The sequence below is a fragment of the Desulfovibrio sp. 7SRBS1 genome (genome assembly GCF_049723905.1).
Taxonomy (GTDB): Bacteria; Desulfobacterota; Desulfovibrionia; order Desulfovibrionales; family Desulfovibrionaceae.
The window spans coordinates 3,387,912-3,414,558 of the sequence record NZ_JBJKFD010000001.1 but is presented as its reverse complement, the minus strand read 5'-3'; the positions used below and the strand labels follow the sequence as shown (position 1 = coordinate 3,414,558).

The window sequence follows — 26,647 nt, the reverse complement described above, 5'->3', positions numbered from 1 at the left end:
GGTGCGCAGGCTGTTGTTTATACTCTTTATACTTGCCTTTGGGCTGGCTGCGGCCTGTGGCAATGATGAAGATGCACTCCGGGTGGACCTTTCCAAGCGAAAAGTCCTGATTGCCTCGCCCCGTTCCAACGCCCTTACCTACGCCTACCTGCCCCAATATTCGCACACGGTTTCCTACCGCCGCCACAACCGCATGGTGGCCTATCTGCAGCAGGCCACGGGCATTCCCATGCGCCAGGTTTTTCCGGATACGTTTGACGAGCACGTCAAGATGATAGAACGCGGGGAAATCGACATTTCGTTTTCCAACCCCTTTATCTACATACAGATAGCCCGTCTGGGCGCGCGTGCCTTTGCCCGGGTGGTGGAGCCTTCGGGCAGCCCCAGTTTCAGCGGGCAAATCATCTGCCGCTCGGACAACACCTCCATCCGCACCCTGGACGACTGCCGGGGCAAACGCTGGATTGCCGTGGACCCGTCTTCGGCGGGCGGCTATCTCTTTGCCCTGGGCCTGTTCCACGACCATGACCTGCTCCCGCATGATTTTTCCGAAATCGCCTTTGCTCCGGGGCCGGGCGGCAAACAGGAAAAAGTCGTTCTGGCCGTGCACGCGGGAAAATTCGACATCGGCTCCATCCGCACCGGCACTTTGGATATCGTTAAAAACAAGATAGAGATGAAAAACATCCGCGTGCTGACCCAAACCCGGTCCTATCCCGGATGGGTGTACGCTGCGCGCAAGGGGCTGGACCAGGCAGTGGTAGACCGCATTGCCAAAGCGCTTTTTGCCCTTTCCATGGACGACCCCGTGGAAAAAAACATCTTGGAAACCGCTGGCATACGGGGTGTCATCCCCGCCGATAACGCGGACTACGATCCAGTACGTGACCTTGCCGCCAAACTCGGCCTCTCCGGAGGCGACCAATGAAAATGCTTGCTCATATGCGCTTTCGCACCAAAATCATCACCGGGCTGTGCGCCATTGTTGTGCTTACGGCCGTCACTCTTTCCGTATTCATCAGCCGCATGGCCGCGGACTCGCTTATGGCCGAGACCCGCAAACGCGGCTTGATACTGGCCGAAAACATGGCGGTACGCGCCGCCGACCCCCTGCTTGCCATGGACCTGCTACGCCTCAAGAACATGGTGGACGAGGCCATTGTTGTTGACGACGAGGCCGAATACGCCTTTGTCCAGGACGAGGAAGGGCAGGTTCTGGTGCACACCTACCACGGTGGCTTTCCCGTGGAGCTCATCAAGGCCAACCCGCCCAAGGGCAACCAGCCGCATATCCAGCTGCTGGATACCGGACAGGGCACCATCTACGACGTGGCCGCGCCCATACTCATAGGCGGCAGGATGTTCGGGCTGGTGCGCATAGGCATATCCCGCGACAAGGCCCAACGCACGGTCTCCCGTCTGGTCATGGCCGTGGCCGGAATTTCCGGGGGCGCGCTGGCCGCCGCCGTCATTCTCAGCGCCATTTTCGGCACCCGCGTCTCCCGGCGCATCAACACCCTGCGCGACTACGCGGTAGAGGTCATCAAGGGCAATCTGGACCTGCAGACCGGCCCCAAACTGTCCCGCAACTGCTGGGACATTATGAACTGCGGGCTCAAGGAGTGCCCGGCCTACGGGGAAACGCGAAGGCGGTGCTGGCACCTGGCCGGAACCATGTGCCCGGACTGTGCGGACGAACAATTCCCCGGCAAGGTGGACAGCTGCGGCGACTGCGCCGTGTACCGGGAAAACCGGGGCGACGAGATTCAGGACCTGGCCGAGGCCTTCGACGTGATGGCGCTTTCACTCAAGAGCCACATCGAGGAATTGAAACAGGCCGAAACCAACCTGATGGACCAACAGCGGCTGATGCGCACCGTGCTGGACGTGATACCTGATTTCGTCAGCATGCAGGACCGAGGACTCCGGTACCAGGCCGTGAACCGCGCCTTTGTGGAATTCGTGGGAAAACCCCTGCACATGGTGGTGGGCAGCACGGATGAGGAACTTTTTCTTCCCGATGAAGCCGATGCGCGGCTGCAGGAAAACATGCGCGTTATCAAAACTCGCCGCCGCACGCACCAGGAAGCCCACATGCTCACCGGCATGGGACCGCGTTGGTTTCATGTGGTGCGCGTGCCCGTGTTCAACCACGATAACGAGCTGGTGGGCATTCTCCAGACCGCCCGCGACGTCAGCGAAATCAAGAACTTCCAGGAGCAGCTCATCCAGTCGCAGAAGATGGAATCCATGGGCAAGCTGGCAGGCGGCGTGGCCCATGAAATCAACACGCCGCTGGGCATCATCCTGGGCTATGCCCAGCTCATGCTCGAAGATGTGGACCAGGAAAGCCAGATGTACAAGGACATCCAGATCATTGAAAAGCAGACCAAGGTCTGCCGGAAGATCGTGGCCGACCTGCTGGGTTTTTCCCGCCAGTCCGAAAGCCGTCTGGAGCAGATGGACCTTTCCCACGCGGTCATGGAAGTCATATCCCTGGTGCGCCATTCCTTTTCCCTGGACAATATAGACATCCAGGTGGACCTTACCGAAGACATGCCCTACATGGTGGGCGACCGCGAAAAGCTCAAGCAGGTATGGCTGAACCTGCTGACCAACTCCCGCGACGCCATGCCAGCGGGCGGAACCATATTTGTGCAGACACGGCTGTGCGAAATAGGCGACAAGCAGGTCATTATGATCGTGGACTCGGGCACCGGCATCCCCACCGACGACCTGGACAAGATATTTGATCCGTTTTTCAGCACCAAACCCGTGGGCAAGGGAACGGGGTTGGGCCTGTCCGTTTCGTTTGGTATCATCAAGGCACACGGCGGACGCATCGAGGTGCAGAGTCCGGTGCCACCCAAGTACAGGCCGGAATTTTTCACCGAGCAGACCACGGGGACGGCCTTCCACATCGTGCTGCCCATGCACCCGCCAAGCTGTCTCAGCGACTCGGACCAGTTCAAGGAGAGATCACATGGCAAACATTCTAGTTGTTGACGATGTTACCGATGCCGGCATTCTCATCAAGCGCATTCTGGAACGCAAGGGCCACAGCGTAACGCCCTTTACCGAAGAAGAAGAGGCTCTGGAACACGCACGTACCCACACCGTGGACCTGGCCATTCTGGATATCAAGCTCAAGCGCATGACCGGCGTGGAAGTGCTTGAGGAACTCAAGAATATCAACGAGAACATTCGGGTCATCATGCTTACCGGCTACCCCACCCTGGAAACGGCCAGGGAGTCCGTACGGTTGGGCGCAGACGAATACTGCGTCAAACCCATAGACAAGGACGAGCTGGAGCAGAAAGTCGAAGAAGTTCTGGCGGGCTGAACCATGGCATTCCGGGAACTATTGCGTCATTGGACCTACGCCGCCTTTGCGCCCGGCACCTTGCTGCGCAGCAAGTACGAGGCGTTCCAAAGGTTGTTGCGCTATGACGCCATGTGCCTGGATCTCATCGCCGACCTTGAGGAAATCCGCTACGGCTACGAACACGCGGACTGGGAACGGGTGGCCTGGCTAGTGCGCCGCCTGCGCAGAACCACCGGCACCCTGGTGGATTTGCTGGTCCAGATGCACCCCGTGCGCCACATGGGGCTGCCCGAGTATTTCAAGAAGATCGACTTTTACCTCCAGCTCAAGGCGGCTCCGCCCGAACCGGCCTTTTCCCCGCCCTATGTGCTGCCCCTGCATCCACTGGCCCCGGCGGCAGACAGCCCCGGCAATGAATCCGCCAACGAGGCCGCCAACGAGTCCCTTGTAGGCGGCAAGGCCGCCAATCTGGTGCGCGCCATGCACATAGACGGCGTACAAACGCCGCCCTGCGTGGTGGTCACCTCCAACGCCTTCAACTATTTTCTGGAAAACAACTCCCTGCGGCGGGCCATAAACCGGCGCTTGCAGCGCATTACCCTGGACGACCCGGAAAAGCTCTCCGAGCTGGCCGCGGAAATCCGCACCCGGATTGTGAAGGGCGAAATCCCGGCCGAGGTTGCCGCGGAAATCCGGCGCAATGCCCACGAGCTGGCCGGGCCGCACGGCATGCTGGCTCTGCGCAGCAGCGCAGTGGGCGAGGACGGCGAAATATCCTTTGCCGGGCAATACGAAAGCATGCTTTTTGTGCCCCCGGAAAATGCCGAAGCCGCCTACCGCAAGGTCATTGCCGGAAAGTACGCGCCCAAGGCCCTCACCTACCGGATGCTGCACGGCCTGCCCGATTTTGAAGCCCCCATGGCCGTGCTTATGATGCCCATGGTGGATGCGGTCAGAGCGGGCGTGGCCTACTCCCTGGACCCGGACCGGCAAACCCCCACCCAGAATCAGGGCTATGCCGGAGTGCACGTGGTGGAAGGGCCGGGTGCCGCCCTGGTTTCCGGCGAGGTGGACCCCCAGATTTTCCGCCTGACCCGCCCCCAATCATCGGATAGGCCGGAAAAGCCCCAGCTGCGCAAAGAGGCCTGCAGCGTGGAGGCCGTCACCCGTCCGCTGCTGCGCCCGGACCAGGCGGCCCGCGTCGCCTCCCTGGCCCTGAGCATGGAACGGGAGCTTGGCGGCGAACGGGAAATAGAATGGGCCATGGACCGGGACGACCAGCTGTATCTGCTGCAGAACCGCATCTGCCCGCCATCGCGCACGCCTTCGCCCACCCCCTCGGACGACACGTTTCAGCCGCCTGAAGGCGAGGCCCCCTTGTGTACGGGCCAGTGCCTTTCCTCCGGATGGGCCAGCGGTCCGGTTGTTCATGCCCGCGCCGTGCTCAACGCGGCAGACGTGCCCGAAGGCGCCATCGTGGCCGTGCGCACCCTGACGCCCTCCCTGGCAAGGGTGGTGGAAAAGGCGGCTGCCGTGGTTGCGGCGGCCGGAGGCCGGGCCAGTCACTTTGCGGCCATTGCCCGCGAGTTCGGCCTGCCCGTCATCGGCGGGGTAAAGGACGTCTTTGACAAGCTTCCCTCTGGCGAGGAAGTGACGGTCTATGCGCCCCCGCCCACCAGCGGACGCGAGGCCTCGGTATGGAGCGGAAACATTCTTCCCCAGGGCCTGAAAGCCCAGGAACGGCGAGAACGCAGCAGCCTTGCCCGGCGCATGGACGCCTTTATGGACATGATTTCCCGGCTCAACCTCACCGACCCGGAAGCCCCGGAATTTTCGCCCAAGCACTGCCGGTCCATGCACGACTTTGTCCGCTACTGCCACGAGATGAGCGTGCGCGAGATGTTCTCCCTGGTGGGCAAGGGCGGACGCGGACTTTCCGGCGCGCGCAGGCTGGAATCCGGACTGCCCATCTCCCTGTATCTGCTGGACCTCGGCGACGGGCTCTTCCCGGCCGCGTCCGATCCCAAAATCGCCACGCCCGAGGATATCCGCAGTGCGCCCATGTGGTCGCTGTGGTGGGGGCTTTCCTGCCAGGAAGCCAACTGGTCCGCCAATCTTCCCCATTTCGACTGGGATGAGTTCGACCGCATCAGCGGCGGCATTTTCGACCCCAAGTCCAAGCTGCTGGCCAGTTACGCCGTGCTGTCCGAATCCTACCTGCACCTGATGATCCGTTTCGGCTACCATTTCAGCCAGGTGGATTCCGTTTGCAGCCCAACTTCCGCCCAAAACTACGTCAATTTCCGGTTCAAGGGGGGCGGTGGACTGCCGGAACAGCGTCTTTTGCGTCTGCGCTTCATTCGGGCGGTGCTCGAGGCCTTCGATTTCACCACCAAGACGCGTGGCGATATGTTGGACGCGAATTTCATCCGCGCATCGGAAAAGGATACGCAAAGACGTTTGGTGGTGGTCGGAAGGCTGCTTGCCGTGACCCGGCTGATGGACATGGGGCTGGGCGACGATTCCGACATTGAACGCATGGCCCGCGACTTTGTGCAGCGGGCGGAAGAAGGGAACCGGCAATGAACGGCCCGGCCTACACACCCACCTGGGTTTCGGACCAGCTGGCCGTGGGCCACGCGCCCATGTCCTTAGCGCAGCTGGAATCCCTGCGCGAACAGGGCATCACCTGCATTCTCAACTTGTGCGGGGAATTCTGCGAACTGCACGAGATAGAAGCCGAGGAAGGGTTCGAGGTCTACTACCTGCCTGTGGCCGACGAGGAGGCCCCGGACCCGGCGGCCCTGGAAAAAGCCCTGGAATGGCTGGACGAGGCCATCTATCTGGGCAAGAAGGTGCTCATCCACTGTCGCCACGGCATTGGGCGCACCGGCACGGTGCTCAACGCCTATCTGCTGCGCCGGGGCATGGGGCACAAGCTCTCCTCGCGCACCATGCGCAACCTCAAGGCCAAGCCCGCCAATTTCAGGCAGTGGTGGGCCGTGCGCAAATACGGACGCAGCTCCCCACGGCTGACCATCCGCGAGCCGTCCCTGGAAAACCATTGCGCCGTGGACCTCTCCCCTTTTTTCGAAGACTATGAAGTGCTTGTAAAACATGTAGAGTACGAGGCCGGACTGCATTGGGACCAGCCGCGCTGCGGCCGCGACCATTCCCGCTGCTGCACCACGCCGGTCAGCCTGGTGCTGGTCGAAGCGGTCTACCTGACCCACAAGATCAACCTGACCCTGGCCAGTCCCGAACGTCAGGTGCTGATGGAACGGGCCATGGAGCGCATCCGCCACGAGAACAGGGCCAGGAGGGACCAGGGGCTGGCCGACACCGACGCCTGTCTTTCCGCAGCCGGAGGCGAATGTCCCCTGCTTTCCTACGGCCAATGTTCGCTGTACGACTTCCGCCCGCTGCAATGCCGCCTGCACGATGCGGACTACGACATTTCGGAACGGCTGTGGAACGAACTGGCCAGCCCCGCCCTGGATGTTCTGTCCAACGACGTGCTCATGGCCTTTGCCGGAATTTTCGTACCCAAGGAAGGATTGCACTTTACCCTGCCGGACGTGGTTTCCGGCCGCTATGTGCAGGAATTTTTCCACGTGCTGCTCACCCACGGACGCAGATAGCTCTTCCCCCTGCTTTCCCTTCTTTCCCTGTTTTCCCTTCTGATGTCGTCGGGCCGCCTGCCAAGGCCGCGCGGTTTGTTTGTTCCGTCTCTGCCCGGCCAGACGCTCCACGCATCCTATCGCCCCAGATTTTCAAGAGAATCGCCATGCAAATGTCACCCGGGAAAAATAGTGTCGGGCCTTTCCGAATTTCCCATACCACCAGCCTAGCGGCGGAGCAGACCATGGCATCCGACGAGCAGCGGCCACCACAGGCCGACGTTCTCAAGCTCAAACTCGCAATCAGCACCACGCACGAGGCAGTCACCTCCATGGCCGCCACGCGCTTTCGTTTTTATCTGTGCCGTCTGGCCTCGGAACAGGGCATCCCCCTGGACAGCAACACGGTCAACGACCTGTGCGGCGGCTTCAAGGAAGAGGCTGCCGGAGCAGGCAGAAACGTTATCGTCAAAAAAAAGCTTTTCATCTGCCAGAACGTGTTCAGGGAAAACCTGCCCCCGGACCAGGCCGTACGCCGGGCTTCCACTTCCATGAAGGAAGCTTGCCACTACCTCGGCTGCGAGCTGGAAAAGGCCTTCATCCGCCACTCGGCTCCGTTTTTCACGGCCCGCAGCAAGGACACGGCCAAGGACAAGCTGGTCAGACGGGCCGGAGCGGACTTCTGCAAGGACATGTCCCAACGCGCGGCCAGCCATTTTCACCAGCTCAACACCACCCTTGTGGACTTTTACGGCAAGCACCGCAGCAACCTGGGCAACATCCCCCTGCCAGGTGATTTGTTCGCGTCCGGTGATCTTCTTGCGGGCAACACGCCGGGCCACGGGAAACCGCTCCCCAAGGAAGCCTCGGCCTGTCCGCCCACCTGCTACCGCATTGTGGACCCGTTCGGACGCGGCCTGCTGTACCCGCTGGACCTCTGCTACCACATTGCCGGATGCAACGACGAACTTCCGGCCGGAGCGGTTCTTTTCCCTCGCGAATACTGCGGCCCCATTTTGTGTGTGCTCAAGGCCCTGGTTTTCGGCGAAGAAAAATACCGGCGCGTCAACGCGAAATTCCTTACCTCCATGACCGGATTCTGCGGCACGGACAAGCCAGGCAGGGCCATGCTGCAAACATTTTACAAGGACGAACAGGTCGTCCAGTTTCTGGCGCGCTTTGTCCTGTACATTCTAATGGGGCTGGAAAGCGAAACCCGGCGCATGTTTTTCATCCGCAAGGTCAATAAGATCCTCAGCACGTCCGACCGGCCAGCCGTAGCCCCCTTTTCCTCCTGCCACATGGGGCTGCTTGTCAAAGCTTGGCTTGCCTATGTGGACCAGAACCGCCAATACCTGCCGGAAAAAACCGTCAACAAAATCACCGCCGCCATCCACGCTCGCGCCATGGCGGTGTAGCTTCCCAAAGCTCCGCTCCCCCGGCCACAACCCGGCCCCATCTCCGCCCAGACCCGCCACAGCCCCGACCCGCCGCAGGCCTTGCCAGCACTTCCTCCCCGCCCTATACTCCCGGCGTTCAAGACCTCCGGACACACTCAAACAGGGGCCTTCATGTCTTCACGCCACGCCTTCGTTCTGCTGGACCGCGACGGAACCATTATCCACGACAGGCACTACCTGTCCGACCCCGACGGGGTGGAGCTGCTGCCCGGTGCGGCCTTGGGCCTGCGCAAACTGCGGGAAAGCGGCTTCGGCCTGCTGGTGGTGACCAACCAATCCGGCATTGGGCGGGGGTACTTTACCCAGGAGGCCATGCACGCCGTGCACGCCCGTCTGGAGGAGATTCTGCGCGCCCAGGGCGTTGTGCTGGACGGTTTTCTGTTCTGCCCGCATGCGCCGCCAAAGCCCGGCGAAACCGGGTGCGACTGCCGCAAGCCCCTGCCCGGCATGGGCAACCAGGCCATGCAACACTACGGCATGGTCCCGGAACAAAGCTTCATGGTGGGCGACAAGGCCTGTGACGTGGCTTTCGGGCGCAAGTGCGGCCTGCGCACCGTGCTGGTACGCACCGGGTACGGCGCAAAACAGGAAGCGGCCAACGCCTGCGCGCCCGATTATGTGGCCGACGACCTGGGGCAGGCTGCGGAGTGGATTTGCGCCCTGGCCCCAAAGGGCTGAACTAGCTCGAATGGCCCGAATGGCCCGACCAGTCTGACCGGCCCGAATGGCCCGAATGGCCAGTGCAGAATTTCCGAGCCATCGCTGTTGTCCGCGGCAGCCAACGATGGTATTTTTTCAGCGTTGCTCCGCCGGACGGAGCGCAGGCAAACAACGTCTTTTTCGAAAAGGAACACAGCATGATCAAGCCAGTCATCCTCAGCGGCGGCAAAGGCAGCAGGCTCTGGCCGCTGTCGCGCGAACAATATCCCAAGCAGTATCTCGGCGTGGGCGGCAAGACCACGCTTTTTCAACAAACCGCGGAACGCATCCGCGACCTGGAAAACACCCTGCCGCCACTGATCATCTGCAGCAACGACCACCGCTTCATCGTGGCCGAACAGTTGCAGGTTATCCACATGCAGGGCGACATTGTGCTGGAACCCGCGGGACGCGACACGGCCCCGGCCGTGACCATCAGCGCCATGCTCAGCGCCCCGGACGACATGCTGCTGGTTATGCCCGCCGACCACGTCATCCAGGACAACGCCGCCTTTCACGAAGCCGTGCGCCAGGCGGAAAAGCTGGCCGCAAAGAACCTGCTGGTGACCTTCGGAGTCGCCCCCACCACCCCGGAGACGGGGTACGGCTACATCCGCAAGGGCGACGCGGTGGAGGAAGGTTTTCGCGTGGCCTCGTTTGTGGAAAAACCCGACCGGAAGACCGCCGAATCCTATCTGGAACAGGGAAACTACTATTGGAACAGCGGCATGTTCCTGTTTCGTGCCGGGACGTTTTTGGAAGAACTGGCAAAACATGCCCCGGACATGCTGGAGGCCTGCCGCAAGACCGTGGAACAACGCTACGAGGACCTGGACTTCATCCGCCTGGACGAGCAGCTTTTCAAGGCCAGCCCGGCCAATTCCGTGGACTACGCCGTGATGGAAAAGACGGACAGGGGCGCCATGGTGCCCTTGCAGACCAGCTGGAGCGACCTGGGCTCGTGGAGTTCCCTGTACGATGCCGGGGAAAAGGACGGACAGGGCAACGTGCTGCTGGGCGACGTGCTTACCGAAGATACGCAGGACTGCTATCTGCACGCGGAAAAACGTCTGCTGGCCGCCGTGGGGCTGCGCAACATGATCGTGATTGAAACGCCCGACGCCATTCTGGTGGCGGACAAGGACAAGGCCCAGCAGGTCAAGGCCGTTTCCACGCGGCTGAAAAGCATGGGACGGTCCGAAGCCGAGGTGCACAGCAAGGTCTACAGGCCGTGGGGATCGTTTGAAAGCATCGACATTGAAAACCGCTTCCAGGTCAAACGGCTAACGGTCAAGCCCGGGCAGGTGCTCTCGTTGCAGATGCACCACCACCGCTCCGAACATTGGATAGTGGTGAGCGGCACAGCCAAGGTGACCAACGGCGACAAGGAATTTCTGCTTACCGAGGACCAGTCCACCTACATCCCCCTGGGCAACGTGCACAGGCTGGAAAACCCCGGCAAGATTCCGCTGGAAATTATTGAAATCCAGACCGGCGGCTACCTGGGCGAGGACGACATTGTCCGGCTGGAAGACGTGTACGGACGCGATTCCAAGGTTTAGCCCTCTTTTTCGCACATCGGCCGTTTCCGGCCACCACCAAAACATAGGCCCCTTGCGGAGGAGATTCTCCGCAAGGGGCCTATGTTTTGAAAGCTGATGCCGCCAGCCTGCTGTTTTCAGCAGCCTGCCGACTTGTCTGCTGGGCGCTTGCTCATTGCCTCGTTTCCATTTTTATCCGCCACATGATGCGATTTGTCCTCGCCAGCCCAGCCGGAAAAGGCACTACGCAAAAAGTATTTTTTGTGCAGCGAAGAAATGGATGCACTGGAATTGTTGGTCATAGCCGCTCCCCTTTGCTCTGCCTGCCGCGCCACCAAACGCGGGGCAGGATAAAAATTGCAAACGCCTGACACCTTTGAAAAGCCGAAATTTCTTCCAAGGGCTGGTCCCGCAGATTGTTCGGACAACCCCCCTGCTGTCCGTCCAAACATGGCACACACCTTGGGGCCCATACATTCAATAGCTCCTTCACACATTCGGTTGTCGGGCTCTTCAAGCCTGCCCAACTTCTTAGGCTGCTTAGACCTACCGACCTTCGCAGGGATCTTCTTCCCTGCCCAACGTCGCAGGCCTTCCTTCTCTACCGACCTTCGCAGGGATCTTCTTCCCTGCCCAACGTTGCGGGCCTTCCTTCTCTACCGACCTTCGCAAGGACCTTCTTCCCTGCCCAACTTCACGGGCTGTTCTTCCCTGCCCAACGTCGCGGGCTGCTCAAAAAGGTGCGGGGGCAAGGCGCGAGAAATTTTAAACACCGAAGCGTATTCTTCCATACGCGAGGGGTTAAAAATTTTGCAGCAACGCCGCCAGCGTGCCTTTTTCAGCAGCCAAAGGATTAAACTTGTTCCTTGAGGCAATTGTCGAGACTCGACACACCACAGGAATGCATCATGTATACGGGAATTCTCTGGGACTTGGCGTGACTCATCACGCTGCGGCGGGCTTCGTGCGAAACTTTGTTGGTGAACATGATGAGAAAATTGGGGTTGCCGAGCTTGCCGTGGATTTTGTTTTCCTTGCCAGTGAACACTTTGAGCTCAACTCCGTGCCGTTTGGCCGTATCAATGTATTCCCTTTTCAGCCTGTCCATTCCACCGATGAGTGCTCCACACATGATTTCCTCCTGAAACTTCCCTCTTTGGTTTGGCGAGCCAGTCGGCCAATGCCGAATCGCTCTGTTGTTTCAGTATTTATTGAAAACGATTATCAATGTCAACATAGTTTGAAAACTTTTTTCCTCTTTTCCCGCAAACAGCCTCCTGCTACTCTCCAACCGTTCCACAGGCCCGGTCACACCAACGCTTCACCAGGAAAAAAATGTCTCACCCAGCACTCAGCATCATCGTTCCCAGCTACAACATGCAGCCCTGGCTGCCTGCCGCGCTCGAATCGTGCCTGTGGCAGACGCGCAAGGATATCGAGGTCATCGTGGTCAACGACGGCTCCACCGACCGCACCGGGGAAATAGCCGATGCCTACGCCAGGGCCGACAGCCGGGTAAAGGCCATACACCAGGCAAACCAGGGCTCGGGAAAGGCCAGGCAGACCGGCCAGGATGCGGCGAACGGGGAATTTCTTTTTTGGCTGGATGCGGACGACTTTCTGGATGCGGACATGGCCCGCGTGATGCTGGAAACGGCTGAACGCGACAAGGTGGACATGGTCTGCGGCAATGCCGTGGTCTTTTCCACCACCACGTTCAACACCCGGCGCTACTTTCACCATCCGGCCATATCGCGCACCACCTTTGCCAATCCCCGCTACTGGAAAAGCAAGGTGGCCTGGCGCTGGATTTTACGCCGCTCGTTTGTAGAAGAGCGCGCCTATGCCCACCCGCCCTACAAGCTGGGGCAGGACGTCTGCTTCATGTTCGAGATGCTCGCCCACGTGGACAGCTTTTCCCAATGCCCGGACTTCGTCTATTATTTCCGGCAGGACCACAAAAGCGCGGCCGCCACGCTGGAAACGGAAATCGACCACCAGATCGCTCATTTTCTGGAAGCCAAGCGCATTTTGCTGGGGGCCGGGCAGATCAAGCCGCTCATCAAATACCTCAATGAAAACTATTTCCGCGACATCAAGGTCATCACGCCCAAGCTGAGCGGCCCGGAAGACCCGTGGTTTATCCGCTGCCGGGAACTGAGCCTGCAAATATTCAAGGGGCTGGACCCGGCCTGGTTCGAGGCCGACTTCCTGGCGCCCGAACTTTCCGTGAACGAGGATTTTCTGCCCATGGCCCATGACCTCATTGCCCAGGACGCCGAGGCCGTAACCAACCACATGGCTGCCTGGCACGAGCGCGGCCTGAAAAAGCATTCCGTGGACAAGGACAGCGGTTTCCACACCCTGCGCCGCCGCATAAAGGCCCTGTTCAACCCCATGTCGCGCGGTGCGCGGTGCCGCCTGCGCGAGCTGGAAAAACGCGCGGCACAACGAATGGGGTAGCAGCTGAATGAGCGGCTGGCCCAACGTACACTAAAGGAGAAACATCATGCGCACCTGTTCCCTTTTACTGCTCACCCTCGTGCTCTTCCCCTGTCTGGCCCTGGCCCAAGCCAATGCCACCCAAACGGATGCGGCCGATCCAGACCCGGCCATTACCGCCGTGGCCTCGCATTGGATAGACCTTGTGGACCAGGCAAAGTACGGCCAAAGCTGGGAGCAGGCCGGGCCGACCTTTCGCCAGAAGATTCCCCAGGACCAATGGATAGAGACCCTCAAACAGCAGGCCAAACATCTCGGCGCGCTGAAAACACGGACCCTGCTTAGCCAGCAAATGATGGAAAACCCACAGGGCGCACCTGCCGGACTCTACGCCTTTGTGGCCTACAAGGCCGAGTATGCCAAGGCCACGTATACGGAACAGGTTGTTCTGCGCCAATCCTCGTCCGGCTCGTGGGACGTGGAAGGATATTGGCTGCGCTAGCCCCATCTTTGCCCACCGCTGCAAACAAAAGAACGGCCGACATGTGAACCACACGTCGGCCGGTTTTCTTCAGAACAAAAACGCCATGGGCCTTAGCAGCCCATTATCCACCCTACAAAAGATTGGTTGGGGCCTGCTCCTGGCTTATTTCGCCGCCCCTTCCGGCAATCAGCACCCTGACCTCGCCCGCAAATCCGCTCAGCTGCACGGCACGGCGCACCACGGCGGGCAGCCCCTGGCAACAGGGCACTTCCATGCGCAGTACCGTGACGCTGCGGATGCCCGAATTGGTGAACAGGTCCACAAACTTGTTCAGATACAGTTCCTGGTCGTCGAACTTGGGACAGCCGAGCAGGACCACCTTGCCGTCCACCAGACGGGGGTTGAAGTCGGGCACGGCCACGGGTGCGCAGTCCGCCGTCACCAGGATATCGGCATTTCGCAGAAACGGCGCATTGGGCGGAACCAGCCGGATCTGCACCGGCCAATGGCCCAGAGAGGACACCACGGCTTCAGATTTTCCGGCTGCCTTTGCGGCAGGGTGCAGCTCCATCACGTTCTGGCCCGGACAGCCGCAGGCCATGCGGCCCGAACCTGCGGAGGTATTCTCTTTCGTATCCCCCTCAGCACGGGTGCGCACATGTTCCATGGCAAGCTCTTCGTCAAAAGGCACGGCCTCGCGCTCGATGATGTGCAGGGCGTCCTGGGGGCAGGCGCCAAGGCAGGCACCCAAGCCGTCGCAATAGATGTCCTTTACGATACGCGCCTTGCCGTCCACTATCTGCAACGCGCCCTCGGCGCAGGACGGGATGCATTGTCCGCAGCCGTCGCAGCGCTCCTCGTCTATCTGTATTATTTTCCGCATAATCGGTTTTGTTTCGCTGGTATTCATGGGCTCTCCTCCCTGATCTTCCGTGGTCTTTCGTGATCGTTACGGCCCTTTTATGCCGAACACGGACGATGGGTGCTTTGACCCAAGTCAAAGTCCGTGACAATTTTTTCCAGCTCCGCGTAAAATGAGCAAAAATATCAAGCAGCCGTTTCCAAAAACGACTACTGTCGCCTCCATAACGTTCGCACGGCGAGCGCCCGACAATTTCAGGCAGGAACGATCACCAAGGGGCCCCGGAGATCACCACCCGATGCAACAGGACAAGTATACTCAGAAAATGCTGAACGTGCTGCTCTTTATCCAGCAGCACCTGGACGACCCGCTGGACGCGGCAAGGCTGGCCGAAATATGCGGCTATTCGCCGTCGCACTTCCACCGTGTGTTCAAGGGCATGGTCGGAGAAACGCTCAAGGAGCACATCCGCAGGCTGCGGCTGGAACGGGCCGCGCTGCGCCTGCTGGCCTCGGAAAAAAACGTAACGGATATCGCCTTTGGCGCGGGCTACGAAACCCACGAGGCCTTCAGCCGCGCCTTCAAGCAGATGTTCGGCAAGTCCCCGTCCGCGTTCAGAAACGAGTTCACACGTCCCAGGTTCCCGGAAATTCCTTCGGGAATCCACTTTCAACCGGAAAACATCTCCGAAAACATTGCGCTCAAACCGCAAGGAGGCCCCATTATGAATGTCGAGATCAAACAGATGAAAAAAAACCAGGTCGCCTTTATCCGCCACACCGGCCCCTATGCCGAATGCCGCACCGCCTGGGAGGCACTGTGCAACTGGGCCGGTCCCAAGGGATTGTTCGGGCCGGACACCCGCTTCATCGGCGCCTGCTACGACGATCCTTCCATCACTGCGCCGGAAAAAATTCGCATGGACGTCTGCCTCACCCTTTCCCGCCCCGTGGAGCCGGAAGGCCAGGTGGGGTTGCAGGAGATAGGCGGCTTTGAATGCGCCGTGTACCTGCACAAAGGCCCTTACGAGCAATTGGAAAAGGTCTATGCCGAACTCTTTGGCCAGTGGCTGCCGCAAAGCGGGCGCGAGGCCCAGGGCGGACCGTCCTACGAGGTGTACCTCAACGACTGCACCCAGACCACGCCCGAAGAGCTGCTGACCGAAATATGGATTCCGCTGAAGTAACCGCCACGACATACTTTCCCCCGCGAAAAAACGCCCCGCGTTCCCATGGTTGGGAGGCGGGGCGTTTATTTCTCCCGCGTCAACCTCACTCCGGCGCCCCGGCCCAACATACTTTTGACAAGGTGCGGCAAATAGGTTTCATTCCAACATCAACAATGAAGTCGGACGCCGTACCCGGCAAAGGAATATGTATGGGAACCACGCTGCAAAACCCCGCCCCGTCTGAACAGACGAAAAAGCGCGGAACCGCGCTCCTGTTCGAGGTTGTGGGCTGGTATGGAACTGCTGCCATTGTGCTGGCCTATCTTTTTGTCAGCCTCGGCATGCTGGACTCCAAAGGACTGCCCTATCAGCTGCTGAACCTTACCGGGGCATTCGGCATCATCGCCATTTCCTTCAGAAAAAAAGCCTACCAACCGGCAGTGCTCAACGTCATCTGGGCCGTCATCGCCCTTATCGCCATCGGCAAGGTCGTCTTATAAAGCGCCCCGTTTTCCCATGTCTGGGAGCCGGGCAGTCACAATCTGCCAAAGGAAGGTGGACATGCTGTCTGTAGAGTTCCTTGGAATGCGGTTGAACAGCCCGTTGATTGTTGCTTCGGGCCCACCCACATGGTCGGGCGCCGCCATGGCGGAATGCACCCGCCTCGGGGCCGGTGCCGTTGTTACCAAAACCATTGTCCGCCAGCCAAAGCACAACCCCTGCCCCAGAATAGCGGTGCGGGCCAAGGGCATGCAGAACATTGAGCGCTACACCGAGCACAGTGTGGAGGAATGGGGAAGGGAAATCGCCGAGGCAAAAGAGGCCGGGGCGGTTGTCTTTGCCAGCCTGATGGGGGAATCCATCGACGAAGTGGCCCACCTTGCCGACCAGCTTCAGGAATACGGCGCGGATGCGCTGGAACTGGGCATAAGCTGTCCGCACGGCCGAAGCGGCGCGATCATCGGGGCCGACCCGGACCTTGTTTTCGAATACACGCAAGGGCTGGTGCGCCATGCTTCGCTGCCCGTCATGGTCAAGCTTTCGCCCAATGTTGCGGACATTGGTGAAATTGCCAGGGCCGCGGAAGCCGGCGGCGCGCATGCGATCAGCGCCATAGACACCGTGCGCTGCCTGCTGGGCGTGGATATTGAAACCGCCATGCCCCTGCTGCCCACCTTTGGCGGCTATTCCGGCCAGGCCATCAAGCCCATTGCCCTGGCCCATGTCGCCAGCATAGCCTCTTGCGTCAACATCCCTGTTTCCGGCATCGGTGGCATCATGGGCGGCGAGGACGCCATCGAGCACCTGCTTTTGGGCGCGTCCACATTTCAGATTTGCACCGGCATTCTCATCAAAGGCACCGGGCTTATCGGCAAAATCAATGCCACGCTCACAGACTACATGGCACGGCACGGCCATTCGTCCATCAGCGACTTCACGGGCAAGGCCCTGGCACACATTGTGCCGTTCGAGGCCATCGACAAGCACCCGAAAACCGCAGTCATCTCGCCGGACACGTGTGTGGGCTGCGGGAAATGCCGGGTCTGCGTTTATGGCGCGGTGGAATGCACCGATGACGTGTATTCCATCTCCGCGGACAGCTGTACGGGGTGCGGTACCTGCGTCTGGCTGTGCCCGGCCAGGGCCATACGCATGGCCTGAGCCTCCCCACCAAAAATTCTTTTCACCAATTCGACCGACACAAAAACGCCCCGCGTTCCCATGGTTGGGAGCCGGGGCGTTTGCATTTTCACTGCCGAAAAAATCTTCGCCGCATCAGATGCTGGCGTAGCGCTCGATCTGTTTTTTGTAGGCCAGAATACCCGACACGATACCATCGGCAAGGCGGTCGAGATACGTCTTGGACTTGAACCGCCGCGCTTCGGTCGGGTTGGTAATGTAGCCGGATTCTATGAGGATGGACGGCATCTTTGCCCCCATCAGCACGTAGAACGGCGCTTCGCGCACATGGCGGTCGCGCACGGAATAGTGCCTGCGCAGGTTTCTGAGCATGTTGGCCTGCACCTTGCCCGCCAGATCCTTGGACTCGCGCACCTTGGAATTGAGCATCAGGTCGGTAAGGATAACCTGCAAATCGCTTATCCGCTTGGTGGATATGGCGTTTTCCCGCGCTGCCACGCGCACGGCGTCCTTGGTACGCGCCAGGTTCAACACGTAGGTTTCCAACCCGTGCACCTTGGACGACCGGATGGCGTTGCAGTGGATGGACACGAACATGTCCGCCTTGCGCACGTTGGCCATGGCGGTCCGCTCCTCCAGAGGGATGAACGTGTCCGTGGTGCGGGTGTAGATGACCTTGAAGCCCTTGGCCTTCAGTTTTGCCCCCACAATCTTGGCCAGCTTGAGAACCACATCCTTTTCCAGCAGGCCGTTGCCCCTGGCGCCGGGGTCTTTGCCACCGTGGCCGGGGTCTATCATAATGGTATCGATGGTCAGGCCCAGCTGTTCCACAAGGTCGCCCATGTGCTGCTTGCTGCCTGGGGGCGGCTTGTAGCCGTTAAGGGCCTTGGACCTTTTATCGGGCGGCGTGGTGGAAGGCAGCGGCTGCTTGAGTGCCGAGGTACGCGACGGGGCGTAGATGTCCACCACTACGCGGTAGGGATCGTACAGGTGAAAGACCTTGTAGTCCTTGAGCGCGGTGAAATCGAGCACCACCCGCGTGACATTGCCGGGCTGCTTGCCGGTGCGGATCTGCTTGAGAATGCCGTCGGCCACGCTCACAGAGGAGGAGACCTCTTTGCCGATCTGTGAATCGTCAAGGTCGATGTACAGCCGCCGGGGCTTGTTCGCCTCCTTGGATGGCGGAAGCAGCTGCCACTTGAACCTGGTTTCCTTGTCCAAATCCAGCACCACGCGGGTGTAGTCGTTGGAACTCTGGTAACGGACGTGTTGCAGCAGGCTCAGCCCACTTTTTTTGCGGGGGGGCGCAGTGCGCTTGGATGTGCTTTGTGGGCTGGCGCTTTTTGTGGACGATTTTGGGGGAGGCGCACTTTGCTTCGCGCTTTTCTTCGCGCTTTTCTGGTCCATCTGGCGCAGCAGGGCATCGGCCTTTTCGCGCTGGTCGCCCTTGGGATAGCGGTGCACCAGAAGCAGCAGGTCGGCATAGGCCTGGTCCTTGTTGCCCAGCTTTTCCAGATTGATCTCGGCCTTGCGCAGCAGGGCGTCGTCGCTCCAGGAATGTTGGGGATAGCGCAGGACCACGCGCTGAAAATATTCGCAGGCGCGCTCGTAATCGCCCGTAAGCTTGGAACGCTCGCCCAGCTCCTGATTGACCCGGCCAGCGTAATACAGCGACTTGGGCGCGTAGGAGCCGGAAGGATGTCTTTTGAAAATTGTCAGGAACTCGCGTTCGATATGTTCCCAATTATGGCGCATCATCGACCCCTTGCCGCCGTCTTTCAGGACATGAAAATCCTTCCAGGCAGAACGAAAAAGGGCCGCATCGCTGGCGGCCTGGGCGGAGGGCACGAAAAAAGCCGTTAGAGCGGCGCACAAGAAAAAAAGAAGGACAACGCGTTTCACGGGATATCTTGTATATAATTTCTTCAGGAATTTCCAATCCGGAAAATAGGACCTTCCCGGCCGTGCTTGATAGGTGACAGCCATTGTGTAATGTTGTTGACAACAACTCCCTTTTCCATCATTTGAGCACTGCAAATTTTCTTTCAGGAGGGGCGCCATTGAATCAACCTGCCCCGGTCATCGAATTTGAGGGCGTTAGCAAACGCTACGACGGTGACCTTGTTCTCCATCCCCTGGATCTGTCCATTCGCCCAGGCGAATTCATCACCTTTCTCGGCCCCTCGGGCTGCGGAAAGACCACTTTGCTGCGCCTTATCGCAGGTTTTGAAGCACCCACGTCCGGCGAGATCTACCTCAACGGCCGCAATGTGACGGACCTGCCGCCCAACAAGCGGGAAGTGAACACTGTTTTCCAGAGCTACGCCCTGTTTCCGCACATGAATGTGTACGACAACGTGGCCTTTGGCCTGCGCCGCCAGAAAACAGCCAAGGATGAAATCGACCGCCGCGTGAACACCGCCCTGGACCTCGTACAGCTGGGCAGACTGGGCAAACGCATGCCCGACCGCCTCTCGGGCGGACAGCAGCAGCGTGTGGCCCTGGCCCGCGCCCTGGTCAACGAGCCTTCCGTGCTGTTGCTGGACGAACCCCTCAGCGCCCTGGACTTCAAGCTGCGCAAGCAGATGCAGAGCGACCTCAAACACTTGCAGCGCCAGCTGGGCATCACCTTTGTTTTTGTAACGCACGACCAGGAAGAAGCCTTTTCCATGTCCGACCGCGTGGTGGTGCTGGACGAAGGCGCCATCCGCCAGATCGGCACGCCAGAACGCATCTACGAAGAGCCGGAAAACCTCTTTGTTGCCAGCTTTGTGGGCGACATCAATATTCTGGAAGCCACTGTCGTAAGCGTGGAAGAGGACGACCTGCATACCGAAATGTACGGCAAGCCCTGCGTGGTCGGCTCCAAGCGCACCTTCGACCCCGGCGAAAAGGTCAACGTGCTGCTGCGCCCCGAAGACATCCGCCTGTACCGGCCCGACGAGCCCGAGTCCGAGGAGTGCATCCTGTGGGGGACGGTTTACGAGTGCGTGTACAAGGGCGCCACCGTGGACATTACCGTGGATATCGTCCTGCCCGAACCCAGCAATGAATCCATCCATGTGATGGCTACGGAATTTTTCGACGAGGACGCGGAAAAAATCGTCTACACACCGGGCGAACCCGTGGGGATTACCTGGGTTCACGACTGGGAAGTCGTATTGCCCGACGAAGACCATGCACCGTCCGAATACACGGGCGAGGATGACGACGACTACGGAGACGAAGATGATGGGTAGGATGGGTGTTTTCGAGCGCATTGCCATCGCACTTGTGGTGCTGTGGGTTATTGCGTTTGCCGTAACGCCCAACCTGATGGTCTTCCTCACCTCCATCCTTTCGCCGGAAGCCGAAGATCTGGTGCGCATGCGCTTCAGCCTGGAGAGCTACAGCCGGTTCCTGGACCCGCTCTTCATTGCCATGGTGGGGCAGTCGCTACGTCTGGCCTTTTGCGCCACGCTCATCTGCCTGCTGCTGGGCTACCCGTTCGCCTATTTTCTGTCCGGCACCCCGCGCGCCAACCGCAACCAGCTGCTGCTCCTGCTCATCATTCCCTTCTGGACCAGCTCGCTCATCCGCACCTACGCGCTCATCATCATCCTGAAGGCCAACGGACTCATCAATTCCATCCTTATGGGGCTGGGAATCATAGACCATCCGCTCAAGCTGCTGTACACTGATGGTGCCGTCCTGCTCGGGCTGGTCTACACCCTGCTGCCGTTCATGATTCTGCCCATCTATTCGGTGCTGGAAAAGCTCGATAACCGGTACAAGGAAGCCGCACGCGACCTGGGCGCAAGCCGCATGTCCGTGTTCTGGCTGATAACCGTGCCCCTGAGCCTGCCCGGAGTAATGGCCGGGATGATGCTCACGTTCCTGCCCGCCCTGGGCATGTTCTACATCCCGGATATTCTGGGAGGCGCCAAGGTGATGCTGGTGGGCAACTTCATCCGCAACCAGTTTCTTACGGCGGGCGACTGGCCTTTGGGCGCCGCTGCAAGCATAGCCCTGAACATCGTCATGGCCGTTATGCTGTTCGTCTATTACAAAGCTTCCAAGCGCGTCAGCCAGGACGCATTGCTATAACCCATACTCGCAAGGGGGAGGACCATGGATGATGACCCGGCTTTTAAAACGAGCCTACATGCTGGCGGTCTACGCCTTTCTGTATGCGCCAATAGCCATATTGGTGGTCTATTCTTTTAACCAATCCAAATACGGCATGCGCTGGAAAGGCTTTTCCATGCGCTGGTACGACAAACTGGCGGGCAACGATGCGCTCGTCCACGCCGCTCTCAATTCCCTTTTCATAGCCGTTTGCGCGGCATCGCTTGCAACCCTGTTCGGTACCCTGGCGGCCGTGGCCATCCAGCGCTACCGCTTCAAGGGCCGCAATCTGCTGCGCATGTCCATGTACGTGCTCACGGTCAGTCCGGACCTGGTTATGGGCATCTCGCTGCTGGTGCTCTTTGTAGCCATGCGCATCCCGCTGGGCGCGGGTACCCTGCTCATTGCCCACACCACCTTCTGCCTGCCCTTTGTGGTCATCACCGTGCTGGGGCGGCTCAAGGGCTTTGACGAAAACCTGGTGGAGGCCGCGCGCGACCTGGGCGCAGGCGAATTCACCATATTCCGGGAAGTGACCCTGCCCCTGGTGCTGCCTTCGGTGGTGGCGGGCTGGCTGCTGAGCTTCACGCTCTCGCTCGACGACGTCATGGTCAGCTTTTTCGTGACCGGGCCGGGCTTCGAAATCCTTCCCCTGAAAGTTTACTCAATGGTGCGTCTGGGCGTGAAACCAGAGGTGAACGCTCTGTGCACCATATTGTTTGGGGCAACCATTATCCTTACAACCATTTACCACTTCATTTCACGTGAACGGAGGAGCCGATGAAACGACTGCTCGCTATATCCCTTACGGCCATGTGCCTTTTCCTTTCCGGCCTTACGGCGCAGGCTGCCGATTCCGGGGAAAAAGTCCTGTACGTCTACAATTGGAGCGAATACATGCCCCAAGACGTACTGGACCAGTTCACCGAAGAAACCGGCATCAAAGTCGTCTACAATACCTTTGACAGCAACGAATCCATGTTCGCCAAGCTGAAACTGGTCAAAGGCGGCTACGACGTGGTCGTACCTTCCACCTACTTTGTCTCTCGCATGAAACGCGAAGGCATGTTGGAAAAAATCGACAAGTCCAAACTGCCCAACTTCAAGAACCTGGACCCGGCTCTGCTGAACACGGCATACGACCCGGAAAACGCCTACAGCATCCCCTACCTGTGGGGAACAACCGGCATCGGCGTGCGCACCGACCGGCACGATCCTGCCACAGTTACCGCCTATGCCGACCTGTGGAAGCCCGAATACAAGGGCCAGGTATTGCTGACAGACGACATCCGCGAAGTCTTCGGCATGGCCTTTCTGGTGCTGGGATACCCCTTCAACGACACCAACCCCAAGCACATTGAAGAAGCCTACAAAAAGCTCACCGAACTGATGCCCAACGTGGTGCTCTTCAACTCGGACGCGCCCCGCATGCCCTTCCTCAACGAGGAAGTCTCCGTGGGACTGATCTGGAACGGCGAAGTAAACCAGGCCAATACAGAAACAGAAGGCGAAACCATTGCCTACGTCTACCCCAAGGAAGGCACCATCGCCTGGGTCGACAACCTCTGTATCCCCGCCGGTGCCAAGCACATTGACGAAGCACACGCCTTCATCAACTTCCTGCTGCGCCCCGACATCGCCAAAGTCATCTGTGAGGAAATCGGCTACGCCACGCCCAACAAGGCCGCACGCCAGCTCCTCCCCGAAGACCTGAAAGACAATACAACCCTCTTCCCCAACGAAGACGACATGCGCCATGCCCAGTTCACACAGGACATCGGCGACTCCATCAAGCTCTATGAAGAGTTTTGGGAAAAGTTGAAGTCTGGGAAGTAGGATAAGAAAAGAAGAAGACCCTGCGAGGGGGGAAACCTTTCTGAGGAAAGGTTATCCCCCCTCGCGCTCCCCCTTTCCAAAGACTTTTGATCTTAAATTTTTAGCGGATATGGCTCGCCGTCTGCGACACGACTCCAACCACACCACTCGCTACCTACGCCTCAACGCCTCAAACGACATCAAAACGTGGCCTTAGCCATGGGAACAAACGCCTCGTAGACGACGCGGGGCGCGTCTATCAGCGCGGACAACAAGCTAAATACGCCCCCATGAAATTGTTGCTAAGTGCTACTGAAGGTGGGCAAATATCAGTTTAGTCGTACTAATCAAATTTTAGCAAAAAAACATTCCTTTCCATGATCCCGTTCATGCTCGTCAAAAAATGCCACCTAAGCTTTACTTGTGTAACCATACACTTATCAGCTGCAAGGATAAGTAGCTTCATATAATAATAGTCCGAGCACTATTAACAGAATGGTTGACGAGTAGAAAAAGAATGTGCACTAAATTAATTAACTATTTTATTCAAAGCTCACATCTATATATAATTGAATATCTAGAAAAGGTTAGTAGAAAGAGATCCCATGCTAACTCGTAAAATGCAATCAATATCACCAAGGGAATCTGGTGGAAGCACTGGACTCAAAGGCCTTGACTACCAAAATCATTGGGCAATCTGCCTTTTACTAAAATTACACGCTACCGAAGATGATTACGCAATACTAATTGAACATTGGGATGATGTTGTCTCTCTAGATGGCACATGCCCCCCTAAAAAAATTAATTTTTATCAAGTCAAGGACCATAAAAAATTATCTTTAACCGATATCTTGCGATATGATCCCAAAAAAAGTGGCGATTCTTCAATTATAGGGAAAATGCACTCTTTATACAAAGATTTTGGAGAATCTGTTGAAGGATGCTATCTTGTTACTAGCAGGCCAATAACAGATTCAAACAGCAAAGAAATTATCAGCAACAGTGAATACAAATGTTTAAAAGACTTACAAGAATGCAGTAATATAACCACAAAAATTGAAAAAGAAACAGGGGAATCCTGTGGGAGATTTGTTTATGTTTTGCGTTTTATGAACTCTGAACTTTCTAGAAAAGGATATTGTGAACAATTGAAAGGAATAATTTATGATTTTTTCAAAAAAAAATACAAATGTGATATAGATGTAGATGCATTCTATAGGACCATATTGCCAGATATTACAAAAAAAGGAGCTTTAATTTTTAAAGAGTTTCAAAATGTAGACATGCTCATCACACAAAAAGGGTTCAAGAGAGTTGATATTGAAAATTTCATTAAAGAAACGATATCTAGCGCAAGACACACAGATATCGACAAAGTAGTAGAAAAACTTTTAACTGAAAGCGACTACGAATTTGGACTGAGATACGCAATTAAGGAAAAAATCAAAAAATACAGATCAGAGAAGATGCAATATTCCAATGACGTTATATTCGAGCTAGAATTAGATATAATAACCGGCATCAAAAAAACAATTTCTGTTAGCAAAACGATTCGTACCATTGTATCAGAAGTTGCTAGCGGATTAGATCCACAAAGAGGATACAAAAAAATATACTCAGAGGAATTTATAACAGGGGCAATCTACTATGAAACAGCCAAAATTTATGGGGAATTATAAACGATTAATAAGAAAGACTAGGACTAAAAGATATGAAGAAGATGATATTCAAAAAAGTTGGGGTAATTTCCTTCAAAGAGAATGCAGGGAAAGTCGTGAAACTTCACCCAAGGTTCACTCTGATAAAAGGGGATAACACAGTAGGAAAAACAAGCCTTGTACGTTGTCTATTGCATCCATTAGGAGTTGACTTTAGCGCACATCCTCGGTGGAAGGATGCTCAACCAAAAGTACTTTTAGAAGCAGAAGTTGACGACAAAAGATATCATTTCTACCGAGATTGGGGAGGTAACGTTTCCGTATATCGAGAAGGAGAATGTATCGGACGTGATCTTTCAATTACAAGGCAACTATCACCTTTACTGGCTGAAATATTAGAGTTCAATCTTCATCTAACTTCTAAGAAAAAATTTATTCAAGCAACTCCAGCATTTAAACTTTTACCATATTATATTGACCAAAAAAATGGATGGACAAGAGATTACCAAGGTTTTGAGAAGCTTAGTCAATTCCAGAACTGGCAAGACGCCTATTTTCAGTATCATTCAGGGATTCAAAGCAACGAATACTATAGGCTTAAATGCAAAATTAACGATCTAGACGTTTCTCTTGCTGACCAAAAGGGTAAGCTAAATGATTTACTCCTCGTAAAACGAAAATTAGATGAGGCAGGTAAATCAATAGATGAAAGCAAGGATATTAGCCTCTTAAAACAAGAAATAAATGACTTGATATCACTATCCTCAGAATACAATGAAAAAATATCGAAATTTAAAAAGAAATACTACACGTTATACAACAAAAGGAACGAAGCTCAGTCCTGTTTGACGGTAGTAAACTCTAGGATCAACGAAATTCGTGCTGATTTAAAATTCGCGACGGAAAATGACGGTGAATTCCCTTGCCCTACCTGTGGAGCATTATATGACAATAGTCTGGCAAGCCGTTTTTCGTTTTCAGAAGATCTGAGCTATTGCCTGGAACGCTCTAGTGAACTTAAAGAAGCAATTTTTCACCTCAATTCAAAAATCATAAAAATTGAAAATGATAGTATAATCTTAAGACAAGAGCTCCAACAAATTCATAAAAAGATCGACACACGTAATAAAGATTTTTCAATGAGAGAGTACCTTGAAGAAGAGGGAAGACGCTTTTATCTGCAAACATTTTACTCGGAAATATCTGAATGTAGTGATGTTGTAGATGAATACGATAAAATGAAAAAAGAAGCACAAAAAAACTTAAAAAACGCACAAGATGCTCAAAAGACACAAACGATAAAGAAATACTACTATGACAATATTAATTCTCTAGGCATTTCGCTTGACGTTGAGATTCCAGATCAGGTCGCATCAAAGATATATTGTGCAATATCAGAAGAAGGAAGCCTACACACTCGCCTTGTCTTGGCCAAAAAAATTGCGTTACTACAAACAAATTTTAAATTTTCAGATTCAATCCCCTGTCCACTGGTTGTGGATACTCCGAACCAACAAGACCAGGATAAAGGCAATATGAATAAAATATTATCTACCATTAGGGACTATACCCCACCTAACCTTCAAGTTATTTTAGCCTTGAGAAAAACATATGATGTTGAATTTTCAGGTTCAGTAATCGAGTTACATAACAAGAAGAGCCTACTAAACGTAGACGAATTTGATGAGGCCCTTGACTTTTTTGCTCCTTATCTCTCTTAAAAAAGTCACTCGAGAAAAGAAATACATAGACTTTTATCCCCTTTTAGCCACGAAAGTTGAGTAAAGCACAGGGTTCACCTGCGGATGATTTTGAAACATATTTA

23 protein-coding genes are annotated in these 26,647 nt (G+C 56.5%); 19 read left to right on the top strand and 4 right to left on the bottom strand.

The features are described from left to right. The first annotated feature begins 1 nt into the window (after nucleotide 1). The 8 genes from ACI0FJ_RS15290 to ACI0FJ_RS15255 all read left to right on the top strand — a co-directional run bounded on the left by ACI0FJ_RS15290 (nucleotide 2) and on the right by ACI0FJ_RS15255 (nucleotide 10,666). Nucleotides 2-928 (top strand): phosphate/phosphite/phosphonate ABC transporter substrate-binding protein, encoded by a 927-nt coding sequence (locus ACI0FJ_RS15290; RefSeq protein ID WP_424304761.1) that lies wholly within the window; start codon nucleotides 2-4, stop codon nucleotides 926-928. Beyond that, nucleotides 925-3,006, top strand: coding sequence for an ATP-binding protein (locus ACI0FJ_RS15285; protein ID WP_424304760.1), 2,082 nt, complete (start codon nucleotides 925-927; stop codon nucleotides 3,004-3,006). Before ACI0FJ_RS15290 ends, ACI0FJ_RS15285 begins: the two co-directional genes overlap by 4 nt. Then, complete coding sequence (locus tag ACI0FJ_RS15280; protein WP_424304759.1) at nucleotides 2,984-3,343, top strand: response regulator; 360 nt, start codon at nucleotides 2,984-2,986, stop codon at nucleotides 3,341-3,343. The genes ACI0FJ_RS15285 and ACI0FJ_RS15280 overlap by 23 nt, the downstream gene beginning before the upstream one ends. A gap of 3 nt (nucleotides 3,344-3,346) precedes the next feature. Beyond that, nucleotides 3,347-5,911 (top strand): PEP/pyruvate-binding domain-containing protein, encoded by a 2,565-nt coding sequence (locus ACI0FJ_RS15275; RefSeq protein WP_424304758.1) that lies wholly within the window; start codon nucleotides 3,347-3,349, stop codon nucleotides 5,909-5,911. Further along, nucleotides 5,908-6,966, top strand: a complete 1,059-nt coding sequence (locus tag ACI0FJ_RS15270; RefSeq protein ID WP_424304757.1) for a protein-tyrosine phosphatase family protein — start codon at nucleotides 5,908-5,910, stop codon at nucleotides 6,964-6,966. The genes ACI0FJ_RS15275 and ACI0FJ_RS15270 overlap by 4 nt, the downstream gene beginning before the upstream one ends. A gap of 146 nt (nucleotides 6,967-7,112) precedes the next feature. Then, nucleotides 7,113-8,363, top strand: coding sequence for a hypothetical protein (locus ACI0FJ_RS15265; RefSeq protein WP_424304756.1), 1,251 nt, complete (start codon nucleotides 7,113-7,115; stop codon nucleotides 8,361-8,363). A gap of 153 nt (nucleotides 8,364-8,516) precedes the next feature. Further along, nucleotides 8,517-9,083 carry a D-glycero-alpha-D-manno-heptose-1,7-bisphosphate 7-phosphatase gene (locus ACI0FJ_RS15260; protein WP_424304755.1) on the top strand — a complete coding sequence of 189 codons (567 nt, stop codon included), beginning with the start codon at nucleotides 8,517-8,519 and terminating at the stop codon, nucleotides 9,081-9,083. Nucleotides 9,084-9,145: 62 nt separating this feature from the next. Then, the gene (locus tag ACI0FJ_RS15255) at nucleotides 9,146-10,666 is read left to right on the top strand and encodes a mannose-1-phosphate guanylyltransferase/mannose-6-phosphate isomerase (protein ID WP_424304754.1); all 1,521 of its coding nucleotides are present in this window, start codon (nucleotides 9,146-9,148) and stop codon (nucleotides 10,664-10,666) included. A 116-nt stretch (nucleotides 10,667-10,782) separates the two neighbouring features. On the opposite strand, the gene ACI0FJ_RS15250 is transcribed toward ACI0FJ_RS15255, so the two are convergent. Further along, complete coding sequence (locus ACI0FJ_RS15250) at nucleotides 10,783-10,947, bottom strand: hypothetical protein (protein ID WP_424304753.1); 165 nt, start codon at nucleotides 10,945-10,947, stop codon at nucleotides 10,783-10,785. Nucleotides 10,948-11,498: 551 nt separating this feature from the next. Then, the gene (locus ACI0FJ_RS15245; RefSeq protein WP_424304752.1) at nucleotides 11,499-11,777 is read right to left on the bottom strand and encodes a DUF2325 domain-containing protein; all 279 of its coding nucleotides are present in this window, start codon (nucleotides 11,775-11,777) and stop codon (nucleotides 11,499-11,501) included. A gap of 203 nt (nucleotides 11,778-11,980) precedes the next feature. On the opposite strand from ACI0FJ_RS15245, the gene ACI0FJ_RS15240 reads away from it, so the two are divergent. Further along, nucleotides 11,981-13,108, top strand: a complete 1,128-nt coding sequence (locus ACI0FJ_RS15240) for a glycosyltransferase family 2 protein (RefSeq protein ID WP_424304751.1) — start codon at nucleotides 11,981-11,983, stop codon at nucleotides 13,106-13,108. Nucleotides 13,109-13,154: 46 nt separating this feature from the next. Beyond that, nucleotides 13,155-13,589: a DUF4019 domain-containing protein gene (locus ACI0FJ_RS15235; RefSeq protein WP_424304750.1), complete on the top strand. Its 435-nt coding sequence runs from the start codon at nucleotides 13,155-13,157 to the stop codon at nucleotides 13,587-13,589. A 112-nt stretch (nucleotides 13,590-13,701) separates the two neighbouring features. On the opposite strand, the gene ACI0FJ_RS15230 is transcribed toward ACI0FJ_RS15235, so the two are convergent. Then, nucleotides 13,702-14,481, bottom strand: coding sequence for an ATP-binding protein (locus ACI0FJ_RS15230; RefSeq protein WP_424304749.1), 780 nt, complete (start codon nucleotides 14,479-14,481; stop codon nucleotides 13,702-13,704). Nucleotides 14,482-14,731: 250 nt separating this feature from the next. Between ACI0FJ_RS15230 and ACI0FJ_RS15225 the strand changes: the two genes are divergently transcribed. From ACI0FJ_RS15225 to ACI0FJ_RS15215, 3 genes are all read left to right on the top strand, one after another. Further along, nucleotides 14,732-15,619, top strand: coding sequence for an AraC family transcriptional regulator (locus tag ACI0FJ_RS15225; RefSeq protein WP_424304748.1), 888 nt, complete (start codon nucleotides 14,732-14,734; stop codon nucleotides 15,617-15,619). A gap of 191 nt (nucleotides 15,620-15,810) precedes the next feature. Next, nucleotides 15,811-16,101, top strand: a complete 291-nt coding sequence (locus ACI0FJ_RS15220) for a CBU_0592 family membrane protein (protein ID WP_424304747.1) — start codon at nucleotides 15,811-15,813, stop codon at nucleotides 16,099-16,101. Nucleotides 16,102-16,162: 61 nt separating this feature from the next. Beyond that, complete coding sequence (locus ACI0FJ_RS15215) at nucleotides 16,163-17,263, top strand: 4Fe-4S binding protein (RefSeq protein WP_424304746.1); 1,101 nt, start codon at nucleotides 16,163-16,165, stop codon at nucleotides 17,261-17,263. A gap of 114 nt (nucleotides 17,264-17,377) precedes the next feature. Here the strand turns inward: ACI0FJ_RS15215 and ACI0FJ_RS15210 are convergent, their stop codons facing one another. Further along, a complete protein-coding gene (locus ACI0FJ_RS15210; RefSeq protein WP_424304745.1) occupies nucleotides 17,378-19,144 on the bottom strand; it encodes an N-acetylmuramoyl-L-alanine amidase in 1,767 nt (588 codons plus the stop codon). 158 nt (nucleotides 19,145-19,302) lie between these two features. On the opposite strand from ACI0FJ_RS15210, the gene potA reads away from it, so the two are divergent. The 6 genes from potA to ACI0FJ_RS15180 all read left to right on the top strand — a co-directional run bounded on the left by potA (nucleotide 19,303) and on the right by ACI0FJ_RS15180 (nucleotide 26,543). Then, complete coding sequence (potA, locus tag ACI0FJ_RS15205) at nucleotides 19,303-20,481, top strand: spermidine/putrescine ABC transporter ATP-binding protein PotA (RefSeq protein ID WP_424304744.1); 1,179 nt, start codon at nucleotides 19,303-19,305, stop codon at nucleotides 20,479-20,481. Continuing rightward, the gene (gene potB, locus ACI0FJ_RS15200) at nucleotides 20,471-21,328 is read left to right on the top strand and encodes a spermidine/putrescine ABC transporter permease PotB (protein ID WP_424304743.1); all 858 of its coding nucleotides are present in this window, start codon (nucleotides 20,471-20,473) and stop codon (nucleotides 21,326-21,328) included. The genes potA and potB overlap by 11 nt, the downstream gene beginning before the upstream one ends. A gap of 28 nt (nucleotides 21,329-21,356) precedes the next feature. Beyond that, the gene (gene potC / locus ACI0FJ_RS15195) at nucleotides 21,357-22,133 is read left to right on the top strand and encodes a spermidine/putrescine ABC transporter permease PotC (RefSeq protein ID WP_424304742.1); all 777 of its coding nucleotides are present in this window, start codon (nucleotides 21,357-21,359) and stop codon (nucleotides 22,131-22,133) included. Beyond that, complete coding sequence (locus ACI0FJ_RS15190) at nucleotides 22,130-23,185, top strand: extracellular solute-binding protein (RefSeq protein ID WP_424304741.1); 1,056 nt, start codon at nucleotides 22,130-22,132, stop codon at nucleotides 23,183-23,185. Before potC ends, ACI0FJ_RS15190 begins: the two co-directional genes overlap by 4 nt. Nucleotides 23,186-23,769: 584 nt before the next feature. Further along, nucleotides 23,770-24,843 carry a dsDNA nuclease domain-containing protein gene (locus tag ACI0FJ_RS15185; protein ID WP_424304740.1) on the top strand — a complete coding sequence of 358 codons (1,074 nt, stop codon included), beginning with the start codon at nucleotides 23,770-23,772 and terminating at the stop codon, nucleotides 24,841-24,843. A 32-nt stretch (nucleotides 24,844-24,875) separates the two neighbouring features. Further along, on the top strand, nucleotides 24,876-26,543 hold the full coding sequence (locus ACI0FJ_RS15180; RefSeq protein ID WP_424304739.1) for a hypothetical protein: 1,668 nt from the start codon (nucleotides 24,876-24,878) through the stop codon (nucleotides 26,541-26,543). Nucleotides 26,544-26,647 lie beyond the last annotated feature (104 nt).